14 protein-coding genes are annotated in these 14,651 nt (G+C 72.2%); 7 read left to right on the top strand and 7 right to left on the bottom strand.

All coding sequences use genetic code 11. The annotated features are described in order from the left end of the window. Positions 1-67 precede the first annotated feature (67 nt). Both ubiB and D9C15_RS21965 read right to left on the bottom strand, forming a co-directional pair. Positions 68-1,615 (bottom strand): ubiquinone biosynthesis regulatory protein kinase UbiB, encoded by a 1,548-nt coding sequence (ubiB, locus tag D9C15_RS21970; protein ID WP_128000603.1) that lies wholly within the window; start codon positions 1,613-1,615, stop codon positions 68-70. Next, complete coding sequence (locus tag D9C15_RS21965) at positions 1,612-2,160, bottom strand: hypothetical protein (RefSeq protein ID WP_128000602.1); 549 nt, start codon at positions 2,158-2,160, stop codon at positions 1,612-1,614. The genes ubiB and D9C15_RS21965 overlap by 4 nt, the downstream gene beginning before the upstream one ends. 104 nt (positions 2,161-2,264) lie before the next feature. On the opposite strand from D9C15_RS21965, the gene galE reads away from it, so the two are divergent. The 4 genes from galE (at position 2,265) to D9C15_RS21945 (ending at position 7,189) form a co-directional block, all read left to right on the top strand. Further along, entirely contained in the window at positions 2,265-3,311 is a 1,047-nt protein-coding gene (galE, locus tag D9C15_RS21960; protein ID WP_128000601.1) for a UDP-glucose 4-epimerase GalE, read from the top strand. Beyond that, on the top strand, positions 3,308-4,771 hold the full coding sequence (locus D9C15_RS21955; protein WP_240668513.1) for a mannose-1-phosphate guanylyltransferase/mannose-6-phosphate isomerase: 1,464 nt from the start codon (positions 3,308-3,310) through the stop codon (positions 4,769-4,771). Before galE ends, D9C15_RS21955 begins: the two co-directional genes overlap by 4 nt. A gap of 105 nt (positions 4,772-4,876) precedes the next feature. Beyond that, on the top strand, positions 4,877-5,884 hold the full coding sequence (locus tag D9C15_RS21950; RefSeq protein WP_128000600.1) for an NAD-dependent epimerase: 1,008 nt from the start codon (positions 4,877-4,879) through the stop codon (positions 5,882-5,884). A gap of 24 nt (positions 5,885-5,908) precedes the next feature. Then, positions 5,909-7,189: a nucleotide sugar dehydrogenase gene (locus D9C15_RS21945; RefSeq protein ID WP_128000599.1), complete on the top strand. Its 1,281-nt coding sequence runs from the start codon at positions 5,909-5,911 to the stop codon at positions 7,187-7,189. Between the two features lie 4 nt (positions 7,190-7,193). On the opposite strand, the gene D9C15_RS34135 is transcribed toward D9C15_RS21945, so the two are convergent. From D9C15_RS34135 to D9C15_RS21925, 4 genes are all read right to left on the bottom strand, one after another. Then, positions 7,194-7,811: a Tim44 domain-containing protein gene (locus D9C15_RS34135; protein WP_240668511.1), complete on the bottom strand. Its 618-nt coding sequence runs from the start codon at positions 7,809-7,811 to the stop codon at positions 7,194-7,196. After that, positions 7,805-8,536 carry a bifunctional demethylmenaquinone methyltransferase/2-methoxy-6-polyprenyl-1,4-benzoquinol methylase UbiE gene (gene ubiE, locus D9C15_RS21935; RefSeq protein WP_128000598.1) on the bottom strand — a complete coding sequence of 244 codons (732 nt, stop codon included), beginning with the start codon at positions 8,534-8,536 and terminating at the stop codon, positions 7,805-7,807. The genes D9C15_RS34135 and ubiE overlap by 7 nt, the downstream gene beginning before the upstream one ends. An 11-nt stretch (positions 8,537-8,547) precedes the next feature. Next, positions 8,548-8,967 (bottom strand): gamma-butyrobetaine hydroxylase family protein, encoded by a 420-nt coding sequence (locus tag D9C15_RS21930; RefSeq protein ID WP_128000597.1) that lies wholly within the window; start codon positions 8,965-8,967, stop codon positions 8,548-8,550. A gap of 71 nt (positions 8,968-9,038) precedes the next feature. Beyond that, positions 9,039-9,476 carry an HIT family protein gene (locus D9C15_RS21925; protein ID WP_128000596.1) on the bottom strand — a complete coding sequence of 146 codons (438 nt, stop codon included), beginning with the start codon at positions 9,474-9,476 and terminating at the stop codon, positions 9,039-9,041. 44 nt (positions 9,477-9,520) lie between these two features. Here D9C15_RS21925 and D9C15_RS21920 point away from each other — a divergent pair, with 44 nt between their 5' ends. Both D9C15_RS21920 and D9C15_RS21915 read left to right on the top strand, forming a co-directional pair. Beyond that, the gene (locus tag D9C15_RS21920; RefSeq protein WP_128000595.1) at positions 9,521-10,015 is read left to right on the top strand and encodes a pyridoxamine 5'-phosphate oxidase family protein; all 495 of its coding nucleotides are present in this window, start codon (positions 9,521-9,523) and stop codon (positions 10,013-10,015) included. A gap of 58 nt (positions 10,016-10,073) precedes the next feature. Continuing rightward, on the top strand, positions 10,074-11,429 hold the full coding sequence (locus tag D9C15_RS21915) for a pyridoxamine 5'-phosphate oxidase family protein (protein WP_205854871.1): 1,356 nt from the start codon (positions 10,074-10,076) through the stop codon (positions 11,427-11,429). A gap of 221 nt (positions 11,430-11,650) precedes the next feature. Here the strand turns inward: D9C15_RS21915 and D9C15_RS21910 are convergent, their stop codons facing one another. Beyond that, complete coding sequence (locus tag D9C15_RS21910; protein WP_164886808.1) at positions 11,651-13,585, bottom strand: tetratricopeptide repeat-containing diguanylate cyclase; 1,935 nt, start codon at positions 13,583-13,585, stop codon at positions 11,651-11,653. 91 nt (positions 13,586-13,676) lie between these two features. Between D9C15_RS21910 and D9C15_RS21905 the strand changes: the two genes are divergently transcribed. Beyond that, complete coding sequence (locus D9C15_RS21905; protein ID WP_164886807.1) at positions 13,677-14,651, top strand: Bug family tripartite tricarboxylate transporter substrate binding protein; 975 nt, start codon at positions 13,677-13,679, stop codon at positions 14,649-14,651.

The raw sequence follows: 14,651 nt of genomic DNA, 5'->3' as shown, positions 1-14,651 counted from the left end.
GGCGCCGGGCCGCCCCAAGCCGGACGACGCCCCTCGGGGGCAGGAGCGAAGCGACTGGGGGGCCGGATCAGAGGGTGCGAAGCAAGACGAAGGCCAGCAGCGCGCCGGCGACGAACCCGGCCACCGCGACCACCAGTGCGCGCAGCATCCGCTGGGTGCGGCGCTGCTCCTCGACCAGCAGCTCCAGTGCGCGCAGTTCGGCCCCGGCCGGCCGCGCCAGCGCCTGGTGCAGCAGGCGAGGCAGTTCCGGCAGCAGCTGGGCGTAGCGCGGCCCCTCCTGCCGGAGCCGTTCGACCAGGCCGCGCCAGCCCACCTGCTCGTGCATCCAGCGCTCGAGGAAGGGCTTGGCGGTGGTCCACAGGTCGAGCTCGGGGTCGAGCTGGCGGCCCAGGCCCTCGATGTTCAGCAGCGTCTTCTGCAGCAGCACCAGCTGGGGCTGGATCTCGACGTTGAAGCGGCGCGAGGTCTGGAACAGGCGCAGCAGCACCTGGCCGAGCGAGATGTCCTTCAGCGGGCGGTCGAAATGCGGCTCGCAGACCGCGCGGATCGCCCCCTCGAGCTCGTCCACACGTGTCTCGCGCGGCACCCAGCCGCTCTCGACGTGCAGCTCGGCCACGCGCTTGTAGTCGCGCCGGAAGAAGGCGATGAAGTTGTGCGCCAGGTATTCCTTGTCGATCTCGGTGAGCGTGCCGACGATGCCGAAGTCGAGCGCGATGTAGCGGCCGAAGGTGGCCGGCTCGATGCTCACCTGGATGTTGCCCGGGTGCATGTCGGCGTGGAAGAAGCCGTCGCGGAACACCTGGGTGAAGAAGATCGTCACGCCGTCGCGCGCCAGCTTCTTGAAGTCCACGCCGGCCTCGCGCAGGCGCTCGACCTGGCTGATCGGCACGCCCTTCATGCGCTCCATCACGATCACGTTCTGGCGGCACAGGTCCCACACCATCTCGGGAATCTCGACCAGCCGCAGCCCCTGCATGTTGCGGCGCAGCTGCGCGGCATTGGCGGCCTCGCGCACCAGGTCGAGCTCGTCGTGCAGGTAGTTGTCGAACTCGGCCACCACCTCGCGCGGCTTCAGGCGCTTGCCGTCGGACGAGAAGCGCTCGACCCAGGCGGCCAGCGTGCGCATCAGCGCCAGGTCGTCGTCGATCACCGCCAGCATGCCCGGGCGCAGCACCTTGACCGCCACCTCGCGGCCGGACTGCAGGGTCGCGAAGTGCACCTGGGCGATCGATGCGGAGGCGACCGGCTCGTCCTCGAAGCTGGCGAAGACCTGCTCGATCGGCCGGCCGAAGGCCTTCTCGACGATGGCACGCGAGACGGCGGCCGGGAACGGCGGCACGCGGTCCTGCAGCTTGGCGAGCTCCTCGGCGAAGTCGGCCGGCAGCAGGTCGCGCCGGGTCGAGAGCACCTGGCCGAACTTGACGAAGATCGGCCCGAGCCGCTCGAGCCCGAGGCGCAGGCGCTCGCCGCGCGGCGCGTCGAGGCGGCGGCCGATCGTCAGCACCCGCACCAGCACGCGCACCCAGCGCTGCCGGAAGCTGCCGAGCACCAGCTCGTCCAGCCCGTAGCGAACCACCGTGACGCAGATGACGACCAGCCGGCCGAGGTGCCTCATCGCGGCGGTGCGGCTCCGGAGTCGCCGCCGCGCAGCCGCGAGGCCACGCTGCCGATCGTGCGCACCGCCTCGCGCAGCCCCGCGGCGATGCCCTGGCCGAGGCGAGCCAGCTCGCGTGCCGGCGCGTCGCCGACGATGCGGGCCAGGTCGTCCTGCACGTCCCAGCGCAGGTTGTCGAACAGCCAGTTGACGTCGGTCGCGAACTGCGCATCGCCGGCGATCTCGACCCGCGGGCGCTCGCCCGACAAGGTCTGCACCAGCGCGAGCGCGGGGTTGGAGGCATCGACGCCGACCCGCAGTTCGGGGGTCGCCGGCGGCTCCTGCCCGCACCACTCGAGCAGGCCGGCCGCGCTGATGCGGAAGGCCGTGGCAGGCAGCGGCGGCAGCAGGGAGGGCCAGCCGTCGAAGCGGATCTCGAGCAGGCGCCCGGTGTGAGGCCGCAGGCGTTGCTGCGCCGCCGGCTCCGAGGCGATCACGTGGTTCAGCAGCAACGTGACGCGCTCCATCACCGCCGCCGAGGCGAATGTTTGCAGGCTTTGCAGCATGATGACGCGATTGTAGGCAGAGCGTCACAGCGCCCCCCGCGAAGACGGGCCCCGGCGCACGGCACGCTGGGCGAGAATCGTCCGACACCTCTCCTGCCGCCCTGATGAGCGCTGCCGCGACCGTCCTGCTGACCGGGGCCACCGGTTACATCGCCTCCCACACCTGGCTTGCGCTGCTGGCCGAGGGCTTTCGCGTGGTCGGGCTGGACGACTTCTCGAACAGCTCGCCGCAGGTGCTGAACCGGCTCGAGCGGCTGTCCGGTCAGGTGCCGGAGTTCGTGCGCGGCGACGTCGGCGACGGGTCCGTGCTCGACTCGCTGTTCGGCCAGCGCCGCATCGACGCGGTGGTGCACTTCGCCGCCTTCAAGGCGGTGGGCGAGAGCGTGGCACAGCCGCTCGCCTACTACCGCAACAACGTCGGCGGGCTGGTCTCGCTGGCACAGGCGATGCAGCGCCACGGCTGCCGCACGCTGGTGTTCAGTTCCAGCGCCACCGTGTACGGCCGGCCGCAGACGCTGCCGATCCCCGAGGATGCACCGCTCACCGCCACCAACCCCTACGGCTCGACCAAGCTTGTGGGCGAGAACCTGCTGCGCGAGCTGCACGCCGCCGATGCCGACTGGCGCATCGCGCTGCTGCGCTACTTCAACCCGATCGGCGCGCACGAGAGCGGCCTGATCGGCGAGGCGCCGCAGGGCGTGCCGAACAACCTGATGCCCTACCTGACGCAGGTGGCCGTCGGGCGGCGCGCGCACCTGCGCGTGTTCGGCGCCGACTACGCCACGCCCGACGGCACCGGCGTGCGCGACTACATCCACGTGATGGACCTGGCCGAAGGCCACGTGGCCGCGCTGCGCCGGCTGCTCGCCCACACCGGCCTGCTGACCCTGAACCTCGGCACCGGTCGCGGCTACAGCGTGCTGGAGGTGCTGCGCGCGTTCGAGCGCGCCTGCGGCCGCGCGGTGCCCTACGAGATCCTGCCGCGCCGGCCCGGCGACGTCGATGCGATGTACGCCGATCCGTCGCGTGCGGCCGAGCTGCTGGGCTGGCGCGCCCGGCGCGACCTCGACACGATGTGCCGCGACGCGTGGCGCTGGCAGTCCATGAACCCGAACGGCTTCGATCCCGCCTCAGGCGGCCCACCCCGATGAACAAGAACACCTCTCCCATCGCCGTCCAGCCGGTCATCATGGCCGGGGGCAGCGGCACGCGGCTGTGGCCGCTGTCGCGTGCGCAGTTCCCCAAGCAGTTCCTCGTGCTGCAGGGCGAGAACAGCCTGTTCCAGCAGGCCGTGCAGCGCCTGGCCGGCCTGGCCGCGGCCGACCTGCAGGTGGCGCCCGCCTGCGTGGTGGGCAACGACGAGCACCGCTTCCTCGTGCTCGAGCAGCTGCGCGAGCTGGGCCAGAGCGGCGCGACGCTGCTTCTCGAGCCGGTGGGCCGCAACACCGCGCCGGCCATGACGCTGGCGGCGCTGCACGCGCAGCACAGCGGCACCGACCCGGTGCTGGTGGTCAGCCCGGCCGACCAGACCGTCACCGACGAGGCGGCCTTCACGCAGGCGCTGCAGCAGGCGGTGCGCGGCGCGGCGCAGGGCCAGATCGTGATCCTCGGTGTCACGCCGGACCGGCCCGAGACCGGCTACGGCTACATCGCCGCCGGCGCGGGCGACGCGGCCGGCCGCGCCGTCGAGCGCTTCGTCGAGAAGCCCGACCTCGCCACCGCGCAGCGCTACCTCGCCGAAGGCCACTACTTCTGGAACAGCGGCATGTTCGTGGTGCGCGCGTCGGTGTGGCTGGCGGCGCTGGAGCGCTTCCGCCCGGACATCCTGGCCGCCACGCGGTCCGCCTGGGAGCGCCGCAGCGTCGACGCGAGCTTCGTGCGCCCGGGCAAGGCCGAGTTCGCCGCGATCCCGTCCGAATCGGTGGACTACGCCGTGATGGAGCCCGTGGCCGCCGCGCCGGGGCGCTTCTCGCTGCGCATGGTGCCGCTGGACGCCGGCTGGAACGACCTCGGCGCCTGGGAGGCGGTCTGGCAGGTCGGCGCGAAGGACGAGGCCGGCAACGTCAGCCGCGGCGACACGCTGCTGCGCGACAGCCGCAACACGCTGGTGCACGCCACCAGCCGGCTGGTCGGCGTGGTCGGCATGGACGACGTGGTGGTGGTCGAGACACCCGACGCCGTGCTGGTGGCCGACCGCGCGCGCAGCCAGGAGGTCAAGCAGATCGTCGCCGAACTCGGCCGCGCCGGGCGCAGCGAGCAGAACCTGCACCGCCAGGTGCACCGCCCCTGGGGCTGGTACGACAGCATCGACGCCGGGGCACGCTTCCAGGTCAAGCGCATCCTGGTCAAGCCCGGCGCCAGCCTGAGCCTGCAGATGCATCACCACCGCGCCGAGCACTGGATTGTCGTCAGCGGCACCGCCGAGGTGACCTGCGGCGAGAAGAAGATCCTGCTGTCCGAGAACCAGAGCACCTACATCCCGCTGGGCGAGAAGCACCGGCTCGCGAACCCGGGCAAGGTGCCGCTCGAGATCATCGAGGTGCAGTCCGGCAGCTACCTCGGCGAGGACGACATCGTCCGCTACGAGGACACCTACGGCCGCACCACGTGAGCCCGGCCGCGTCGCATCACCCCGGATCGGGCGGGTACGGCGGCGTGCCCGCATCGCGCAGAATCCCCGGTTTGCCATGACCCACCCCTCTTCCAGCCTGCGGCCATGAAAATCCTCGTCACCGGCGCGGCCGGCTTCATCGGCATGCACGTCAGCCAGCTGCTGCTGGCCCGCGGCGACCAGGTGGTCGGCGTCGACAACCTGAACGACTACTACGACCCGCGCCTGAAGCACGCCCGCCTGGCGCGCCTGCAGCCGCACGCCGGCTTCCGCTTCGAGAAGCTCGACGTGGCCGACCGCGACGGCATGGACAGGCTGTTCCGCGCGGAGCGCTTCGACCGCGTCGTGCACCTGGCCGCGCAGGCGGGCGTACGCTACTCGCTGGTCAACCCGCAGGCCTACATCGACAGCAACGTCGTCGGCTTCACCAACATCCTCGAGGGCTGCCGGCATCACGGCGTGCAGCACCTCGTGTACGCGTCGAGCTCGAGCGTCTACGGCGGCAACACCGCGATGCCGTTCTCCGAGCACCACAACATCGACCACCCGGTCAGCCTGTACGCGGCCACCAAGAAGGCCAACGAGCTGATGGCGCACACCTACAGCCACCTGTTCGGCCTGCCGACCACCGGGCTGCGCTTCTTCACGGTCTACGGGCCCTGGGGCCGGCCCGACATGGCGCTGTTCCTCTTCACCAAGGCGATGCTCGCCGGCGAGCCGATCAAGGTGTTCAACCACGGCAAGATGGTGCGCGACTTCACCTACGTGGACGACATCGCCGAGGGCGTGGTGCGCGTGCTCGACCGCGTCGCCACGCCCGACCCGGCCTTCGACGCCGCCGCGCCCGACCCGGCGCGCAGCAACGTGCCCTACCGCGTGTTCAACATCGGCAACAACGCCCCGGTGACGCTGATGGAGTTCATCGAGGCCATCGAGGCCGCGGTGGGCCGCCCCGCGCTCAAGGAGTTCCTGCCGCTGCAGGACGGCGACGTGCCGGCCACCTACGCCGACGTGTCCGAGCTCGAGGCCTGGACGGGCTTCCGCCCGCGCATGCCGGTGCCCGAGGGCATCGGCCGCTTCGTCGCCTGGTACCGCGACTACTTCAAGCAGTGATCTGGGGTTGAGGGAGAAAAGCACATGACCACCATCGCCGTCATCGGCCTGGGCTATGTCGGGCTGCCGCTGGCCGTGGAGTTCGGCAAGAAGTTCCGCACGCTCGGCTTCGACCTCTCGGCCGAGAAGGTCGAGGCCTACGGCCGCCACGTCGACCCGACCGGCGAGGTCTCGAGCGAGGACCTGAAGGCCGCCACGCAGCTCGTCTGCAGCACCGACCCGAAGGTGATCGCCGAGGCCGACTTCATCGTCGTGGCCGTGCCCACGCCGGTGGACGACGCGCACCAGCCCGACTTCACGCCGCTGGTCAAGAGTTCCGAGAGCGTCGGCAGGAACCTGAAGAAGGGCGCGATCGTCGTCTACGAATCCACCGTCTACCCGGGTGCGACCGAGGAGGTCTGCATCCCGATCATCGAGAAGCATTCGGGCCTGCAGTGGAAGCGCGACTTCTTCGTCGGCTACAGCCCCGAGCGCATCAACCCGGGCGACAAGGAGCGCACCGTCACCAAGATCACCAAGGTGGTCTCGGGCGACACGCCGGCCACGCTCGCCAAGGTGGCCGAGGTGTACGGCGCGATCATCACCGCGGGCGTGTTCCCGGCCAGCAGCATCAAGGTGGCCGAGGCCGCCAAGGTGATCGAGAACACCCAGCGCGACCTGAACATCGCGCTGATGAACGAGCTGGCGGTGATCTTCCACCGCATCGGCATCGACACGCTGGAGGTGCTGCAGGCGGCCGGCACGAAGTGGAACTTCCTGCCCTTCCGGCCCGGGCTCGTCGGCGGCCACTGCATCGGCGTCGACCCGTACTACCTGACGCACAAGGCCGAGAAGCTGGGCTACAACCCGCAGGTGATCCTGGCCGGCCGGCGCATCAACGACAGCATGGGCAAGTACGTGGCCGAGCAGACCGTGAAGCAGATGATCGCGGCCGATCTGCCGGTCAAGGGCGCCGATGTCATCGTGCTGGGCATGACCTTCAAGGAGAACTGCCCCGACCTGCGCAACAGCAAGGTGATCGACGTGGTCAACGAGCTGAAGAGCTTCGGCGCCCGTGTGCACGTGCACGACCCGATCGCGGTGTCGGCCGAATGCGAGCACGAGTACGGCGTGACGCTCACGCCCTGGGAGCAGCTGCCGCGCGCCTGCGCAATCGTGGCCGCGGTGTCGCACCGCGAGTACCGCGAGATGGGCCTGTCGAAGATCGCCGAGAAGGCGGTGCCCGGCGCCGTGTTCGCCGACGTGAAGTCGGGCTACGCGCCGGCGGAGGTGGCCGCGCTCGGCCTGCGCTGCTGGCGCCTCTAGCCCTCTAGAGAAGGGCCTGCTGGCGTGCCAGGCGCCAGTCGGGCTCGCCGGCGCTGCGCGCCAGCATCCAGATCTCGCGGAACGGCGCGGCGTGGCGGCCGGGTCCTTCGCGCACCATGCCGCTGAACTCGACGCTCGCGAACTCGAGCGCGTCGAGCTTCTCGTGGGCCAGCAGCCGGGCCTCGAGCGACAGCACGTCGGTGCGGTTCGGCCCGGGGCCGCGCTCGGGCAGCTGGTCGAGCAGTTCGTCCAGCATGCCGTCGGTGGTCAGCGCCCGCAGGGCCTCGACGTCGCCGCGGTCCCAGGCCGCCTGCAGCGCCACGAAGCGCTCCCGCGCCATGGCGAGCAGCGCCTGCTCGGCGGCATGCGGCGACGACGGGCCCACGCCGCCCCGGCGTTGTGCCCACACCAGCGAGGCGACCACCAGCGCACCGACCCCGGCCAGCGCGAGCGGCGAGGCACCGCCGCGCAGCGCGGTCAGCGACGCGAGCGCCGCGCCCAGGCCGAGCGAGGTGCTCAGGGCGGTCAGCGCCGAGGCCTTGGCTGCCGGCACCGCCAGGCCCGCCGCCAGCAGCAGCGCGAGCGGCCGCAGGGCGCGCCGGGCACCCGGCCGGTTCAGCACTTGATCCCCGCGTGCAGCGCGACGATGCCCGCGCTCAGGTTGTGCACGTCGACGTGGCCGAAGCCGGCCGCCTTCATCATCGACTTCAGCGTGGCCTGGTCCGGGTGCATGCGGATCGACTCGGCCAGGTAGCGGTAGCTCGCCTCGTCCCCCGCGATCAGCCTGCCCAGGCGCGGCAGCACGTTGAACGAGTACCAGTCGTAGGCCTTGGCCAGCGGCGGCGCGACCTTGGAGAATTCCAGCACCAGCAGACGGCCGCCGGGCTTGAGCACGCGGCACATCTCGGCCAGCGCACGCTCCTTGTGCGTCATGTTGCGCAGGCCGAAGGCGACACTGACGAGGTCGAAGCGCTCGTTCGGGAAGGGCAGCGCCTCGGCGTCGCAGATCACGGTCGGCAGCACCAGGCCCTCGTCGAGCAGGCGGTCGCGGCCCTGGCGCAGCATGGCCTCGTTGATGTCGGTCAGCAGCACCGTGCCGCCCGGGCCGACGCGCCGCGCGAAGGCACGCGCCAGGTCGCCGGTCCCGCCGGCGATGTCGAGCACCTGCATGCCCGGCCGCAGGTTGGCCACGCCGACGGTGTAGGACTTCCACACCCGGTGCAGGCCCATCGACATGACGTCGTTCATCACGTCGTACTTCGACGCGACCGAATCGAACACGCCGCGCACGCGGCTGGCCTTCTGCTGCTCGTCGACCGTCTCGAACCCGAAATGCGTCTCGCTCATGGCGTGGCGATTCAATGGTGGTGGCCGCAGGCGCCGCCGGAGGCCGGCGCGGCCATCGGCGCGTCGCGGTCCATGCCGGCCTCGCGCAGGCGCTCCTCGTAGCGGGCCCACAGCGCGTCCTGCTGGTCGCCCAGGAAGTAGAGGTAGTCCCACGAGAAGATGCCGGAGTCGTGCCCGTCGCTGAAGCTCGGCTGCACCGCGTAGTTGCCCACCGGCTCGAGCGCGGTCAGCTCGACGTCGCGCTTGCCGGTCTGCAGCACCTCCTGCCCCGGCCCGTGCCCCTGCACCTCGGCGGACGGCGAATAGACACGCATCAATTCGAACGGGATGCGGAAGCTGCGCCCGTCGGCAAAGGCCACCTCGAGAACGCGGCTGTGCTGGTGCACCGTGATGCCGGTGGGCAATGGGGTATCGGGGTTCAGGCCGGCCATGGAAGGTCGCGTGGATCGCAGGCGCCGCAGTGTAGCGAACGCGCCCGGCGCGCTCGCATTGGGGACATCGATCACGCGGTCTTGTGCAGCGCCTGCGCCACCGCGGCATCGAGTGCCGGCAGCGGCAGCGCCAGGCGCCGTACCGCCGGCGGTATCACCTCGCGCTGCCGCGGCGCCCAGATCGCCTGCGGGAAATGGCTGTCCCAGTCGAAGCGTGCGATCACGTGCCAGTGCAGGTGCGGCACCATGTTGCCGAGCGCCGCGAGGTTGATCTTGGTCGGCGAGAGCTGCTCGAGCAGCGTGCGCTCCAGCGCCGCCACCAGCGCCATGCAGCGCCGCTGCTCGGCCGCATCGAGCTGCGAGAACTCGGCCACGTGGGCCTGCGCGATGACGCGGTAGAAGGCCGGGAAGTCCGCGTCGTCGACGCGGATCACGCGCCACTGCGCGTCCTGCCAGACGAGCGGGCCGCCGGCGTCGCGGCACAGGGGGCAATCGGGCCGGGCACTCATGCGCGGCATTATCGGCGCCGGCCGCGCCACTACACTGGCCCGACATGGAGCATGACGCCCCGCCCGCCGTGATCGGCCCGGAGCACGCCGCGCTGATGCGCCGGCGCGTCTCGATCATCGCGGCCACGCGCGACGCGTTGCACCGCCCGCACCTGATGCGCGCGCTCGGCTGCCGGCTCACGGCGGACCGGCGCGAGCTGACGCTGTTCCTGTCCACCGGCGCCTGCACCGAACTGCTCGACGACCTGCGCGACAACGGCCGCATCGCGGTGGTGTTCACCGAGCCCACGACCGACCGCAGCCTGCAGCTCAAGGGCGACGGTGCGTGCATCGAGCCGCCGGCACCGGGCGATGCGGCGCTGGTGGCGCACTACGTCGAGTGCTTCGCCGACGAGATCGCTCTGCTGGGCTTCGACCGCGTGCTGGTGAAGACGATGTTCCGCCACGAGCCGCACGAGCTGGTGACGGTGCGCTTCGAGCCGCGCGAGGCCTACGAGCAGACCCCCGGTCCGCAGGCCGGCGAGCGCATCCGGCCATGAGCGCGCCGGGCCGCTCCCCAGCGCGAATCCCGGAGCGCATTGCGCGGAGGGTCGTCAGGTGAGCGAGGCGCTCACGCTCGACCTGATCCGCCCCTGCCTGGAAGGAGCCATCCCGGGCGTGATGGCCACCTGCTCGGACGACGGCGTGCCCAACGTGGCCTACCTGTCGCAGGTGGAGTACGTCGACGAGCGCCACCTCGCGCTGTCGTTCCAGTTCTTCAACAAGACGCGCCGCAACGTGCTGGCCAACCCGCAGGTCGAGCTGCTGGTGGTCGACCCGCGCGACGGCACGCTGTGGCGGCTGCGCGCGCGCTACCTGCGCACCGAGACCGAGGGCCCGCTGTTCGAGCGCATGAAGGCCAAGCTCGCCGGCATCGCCTCGCACACCGGCATGGCCGGCGTGTTCCGCCTGCTCGGCTCGGACGTGTACGAGCTGACCGGCCTGCACGCCGTCAGCACGCCGGCGCTGCCGCCCCCGCCCCCGCCGCGCCACCACCTGGTGCGGCTGCGCCGCAGCGTCGAACGCCTGGCCGCCTGCACCGACCTGGCCGGGCTGGTGGAGGCCACGCTGGACACGCTCGCGCAGGAGCACGGCGTCACGCACGCGATGCTGCTGATGTTCGATGCGGCCGGCCAGCGCCTCTACACCGTCGGCAGCCGCGGCTACGGCAGCTCGGGCGTGGGCTCGGAGATCCCGCTCGATGCCGGGGTCATCGGCGTCGCGGCGCGGCTGCGCTGCGCGATCCGCATCAACCACCTGACGCTGGACTACGCCTACACGCGCGGCATCCGGGAGCGCCTGACGGCGCAGGGCGGCGCCGGCGCGCTCGAGTCGGAGATCCCGTGGCCCGGCCTGGCCGAGCCGCACAGCCAGCTCGCCCTGCCGCTGGTCTGCGCCGACTCGCTGCAGGGCGTGCTGTTCGTCGAGAGCTCGCAGGACATGCGCTTCGGCTGGGACGACGAGGACGCGCTGGCCGCCTTCGCGGCGCAGCTGGCCGCGCTGGTGCGAGGCTTCCAGCTGGTGGCCGAGGCGGGCGACGAGGGCCTGCCTGCCGCCGCCGCGCCGGCCGCGCCACGCCCGGCAGGCGCGCCGCTGCGCGTGCGCCACTTCGAGGCCGACGGCAGCCTGTTCCTCGACGACGACTACCTGATCAAGGGCGTGGCCGGCCGCATCCTGTGGCACCTGCTGGGCGAACATGCCCGCCAGGGGCGCAGCGAGTTCAGCAACCGCGAACTGCGCCTGGCGCCGCAGATCGGCCTGCCCGAGCTGGGCGACAACCTCGAGGCCCGGCTGCTGCTGCTGACGCGCCGGCTGGCCGAGCGGCGCGCCGACCTGCGCCTGGAGAAGACCGGGCGCGGGCGCTTCCGGCTCGTCGTCGGCCGCATGGTGCAGCTGCTCAGCGTGCCCCGCTGAGCAGGCCGAGCGGCCCGCCCCCGATCAGGGTCGCGGCGGAGGCGGGGTGGGAGGCGGGGTGGGAGGCGGGGCGCAGGCTCGTGGCGGACATGGCGGCTCTCGTCGGCTCGGCGCGTTCGTGACGCGGTGCGCCACTGTAGGAAGGACAGCGCCGGCGCGTTCGTCAAACTTCCTTGCGCCGACCCTCACGAAACCTTAAGCCCCCGTGCGGGGGAGGCGGCTCAGGCCGCGGCAGGCAGCACCGATTCGTCCAGCGTGCCGGCCACGGTCGGCCCGGGCTGGCACAACGCGTCGCGCCCGTCGGCCTTGGCGCGGTAGAGCTGGCGGTCGGCCTCCTCGATCAGCACCTCGAGCGTCTCCACGCTCTCGGCCAGGCCGGCCGCCCCCATCGACAGGGTGAGCCCGTGCGGCGCGGGCAGGCCGTCGATGGCGCGTTCCGCGAGCACCGCGCGCAGGCGCTCGAACACCTGGGCGATGCGCTCCGGTCCGGCGCCGGGCATGACCAGCAGCCACTCGTCGCCGCCGTAGCGGCCCAGGCGATCCTGGCCGCGCAGCACGCTGCGCCCCACGGCGGCGAAGGCCATCAGCACGCGGTCGCCCACCGCATGGCCATGCCGGTCGTTGACGGACTTGAAGTGATCCAGGTCGATCAGCGCGATCGACAGCGGCAGGCCGACGCGCCGGCAGACGCGGAACTGCTCCTGCGCGAAGGCCAGCACCGCGCGCCGGTTCGGCATGCCGGTCAGCTCGTCGCGCATCGCCAGCTCGGCCAGCCGGCGGCGGCGCCGCAGCACGCGCAGCACGAACCACAGCGCCAGGCCGAAGGCGCCGGCCAGCACCACCAGCGCCGCCCACAAGGCGCGCTGCTGGGCGTCGCGCGCGGCCAGCTCGAGCCGCGCGGCCTCGGCGCGGTGGCGCAGGTCGGCGAGTTCGGCCTCGCGCCGCGCCAGCTCGTAGCGCGCCTGCAGGCGCAGCACCTGCGCGTCGCGCAGCGACTGCTGGCCCAGGTCGACGGCCTGGGAGGCGCGCAGCAGCGCCGCATAGGCCTGCGCGTGCTGGCCCTGGCTGGCCAGCGCGGCCGCCACCGCACGCGCCAGGCGCGCCCGCTCCTGAGCCGGCATCGGCAGCGGCTCGAGCTCGCGGGCGCGGGCCGCCTCGGCCAGCACCTCCGGGCGCTTGAGCGCCGTCAGCGCCTCGATCGCCAGGCGCGCCGCGGTGGCCGCCCGCACCGGCGACTCGGCCGGCTGCAGCAAGGGTGCCACGCCGCGCACCAGCGCCAGTGCCTGCGCCGGCTCGCCCTGGGCCAGCCGCAGTGCCGCCAGGTCGAGCGTGACGATGGCCTCGCTGCTGCGGTCGTCGATCTCGCGGCTGCGGGTCAGCGCCGCCTCGAAGTAACGCGCCGCGGCATCGGGCCGCCCCTGCCGGTGCAGCGCGTTGCCCAGCTCCCACTCGATCCAGGCGCGCTGGAAGCGGGCCGTGCGCGCGCCCAGCACCGCCAGCGCGCGCTCGAAGTAGCTCTCGGTCGGCGCCTTGCCGCCCAGGTCGCCGGCCATGCCGCCGAGCGCGATCAGCGCCGCGGTCTCGAGGTGCGGCAGCATCAGCTCGCGGCCGCAGCGCTCGGTCTCCTCGGCGGCGATCCAGGCCTCGTCGAGCGCGTTGGTGTCGCGCAGCAGGAACAGGTCGGCCGCCGACACCTCGCACAGCAGGTGCACGTCGCGCAGCGGCACCGCCGCGCGGCGCAGCGCGACGTTGCGCTGCAGCAGCGCGCCCGATTCGCCGGTGCGGTAGGCCGCGCCGATCGCATAGGCCTCCAGCCAGAGGTGGTGGCGCGGCGTGGCCTGCGGCCAGCGCGCGAGCACGGCGCGGGCCTGCTCGACATTCTCGTGCGCGGCGCTGCTGCGTTCGAGCAGCGTGTGCACGCTGGCACGGCCCAGGGCCTGCCAGAACGAGCGCTCCGCGTCGTCGGTGGCGCTGCTGGCGCGCGCCAGCGCGGTGCGCGGGTCCTCGAGCTCGAGGTCGTGGATGCCGAGCAGCTCCGGCGGGTAGCCCTCGCTGCGCTGTGCCCCGGCCGCGAGGCTGGCCAGGGCCAGCAGACACGCCGCGACGGCACGCGGCCAGCGCGGCGGGTCGGATCGGTGCGTTGCGGGCGTCGGCATCGCCGGGATTGTGATTGGCGCAGGCCCGGATTCTCGCCGCTCGCGGCGGCGCCCTAAGATGCGCGCCGTCATCCACGACCGACCGCGCCGCATGAACGCCACCCTGACCCGCCGCCACGCCCTCGCACTGGCGGCCGCCCTGGCCACCCCGCTGGCCCACGCCGACAACTGGCCGCAGGGCAAGCCGATCCGCTGGGTGGTGGCCTATCCCGCCGGCGGCGGCTCGGATTTCCTGGCACGCCAGCTCGCGCCGCAGCTGGGCAAGCAGCTCGGCGCCAACCTCGTGATCGACAACCGGCCGGGCGCGGCCGGCATCATCGGCACCGACAACGCCGCCAAGTCACCGGCCGACGGCTTCACCATCCTGACCGGCGACAACGGCGCGATGGTGTTCCACGAGGCGATGTACAAGAAGATCCCGTACGCGCCGTCCGACTTCACGCCGGTGGGCTTCATGGCGCGTTTTCCGCTGATCGTCGCCGTGCACCCCGGCGCCGGCTTCGCCGACGGGCGGCAATGGCTCGACGCACTGAAGAAGAACCCGGGCCGGTTCAGCTACGCCTCCCCGGGCATCGGCAGCCCCCACCACCTGGCGATGGAGCTGCTGAAGAACCGCACCCAGACCTTCGTGGTGCACGTGCCCTACCGCGGCACGGCGCTGGCGGTGCAGGACGTGATTTCCGGCCAGGTGCCGATGATGGTGCTGGACACCGCGGCCGGCCTGCCGCAGATCCGCGCGGGCAAGGTCAAGGCGCTGGCGGTGATGTCGAGGAAGCGCATCCCCGCGCTGCCCGACGTGCCGACGCTCGACGAGCTCGGCATCAAGGACTTCGAGGTCACCGCCTGGCAGGGCCTGTTCGTGCCCAGGGGCACGCCCGCGGAGATCGTGAGCCGACTCTCGGCCGAGATGAACAAGGCCATCGTCGTGCCCGAGGTGCGCGCGAAGCTGGAGGACTTCGGCCTCGAAGTGACCCCCACCGACGGGCCGGCGCTGGCCTCCTTCATCCAGAAGGAGACCACCTTCTGGCACGCGCTCATCAGGGAGCGCAAGCTCTCCGCAGAGTGA

The organism is Piscinibacter defluvii (genome assembly GCF_004011805.1).
Classification (GTDB): Bacteria; Pseudomonadota; Gammaproteobacteria; order Burkholderiales; family Burkholderiaceae_C; genus Piscinibacter; species Piscinibacter defluvii.
The sequence above is the reverse complement of the archived record's forward strand: the minus strand, read 5'-3'. Positions and strand labels throughout refer to the sequence as shown.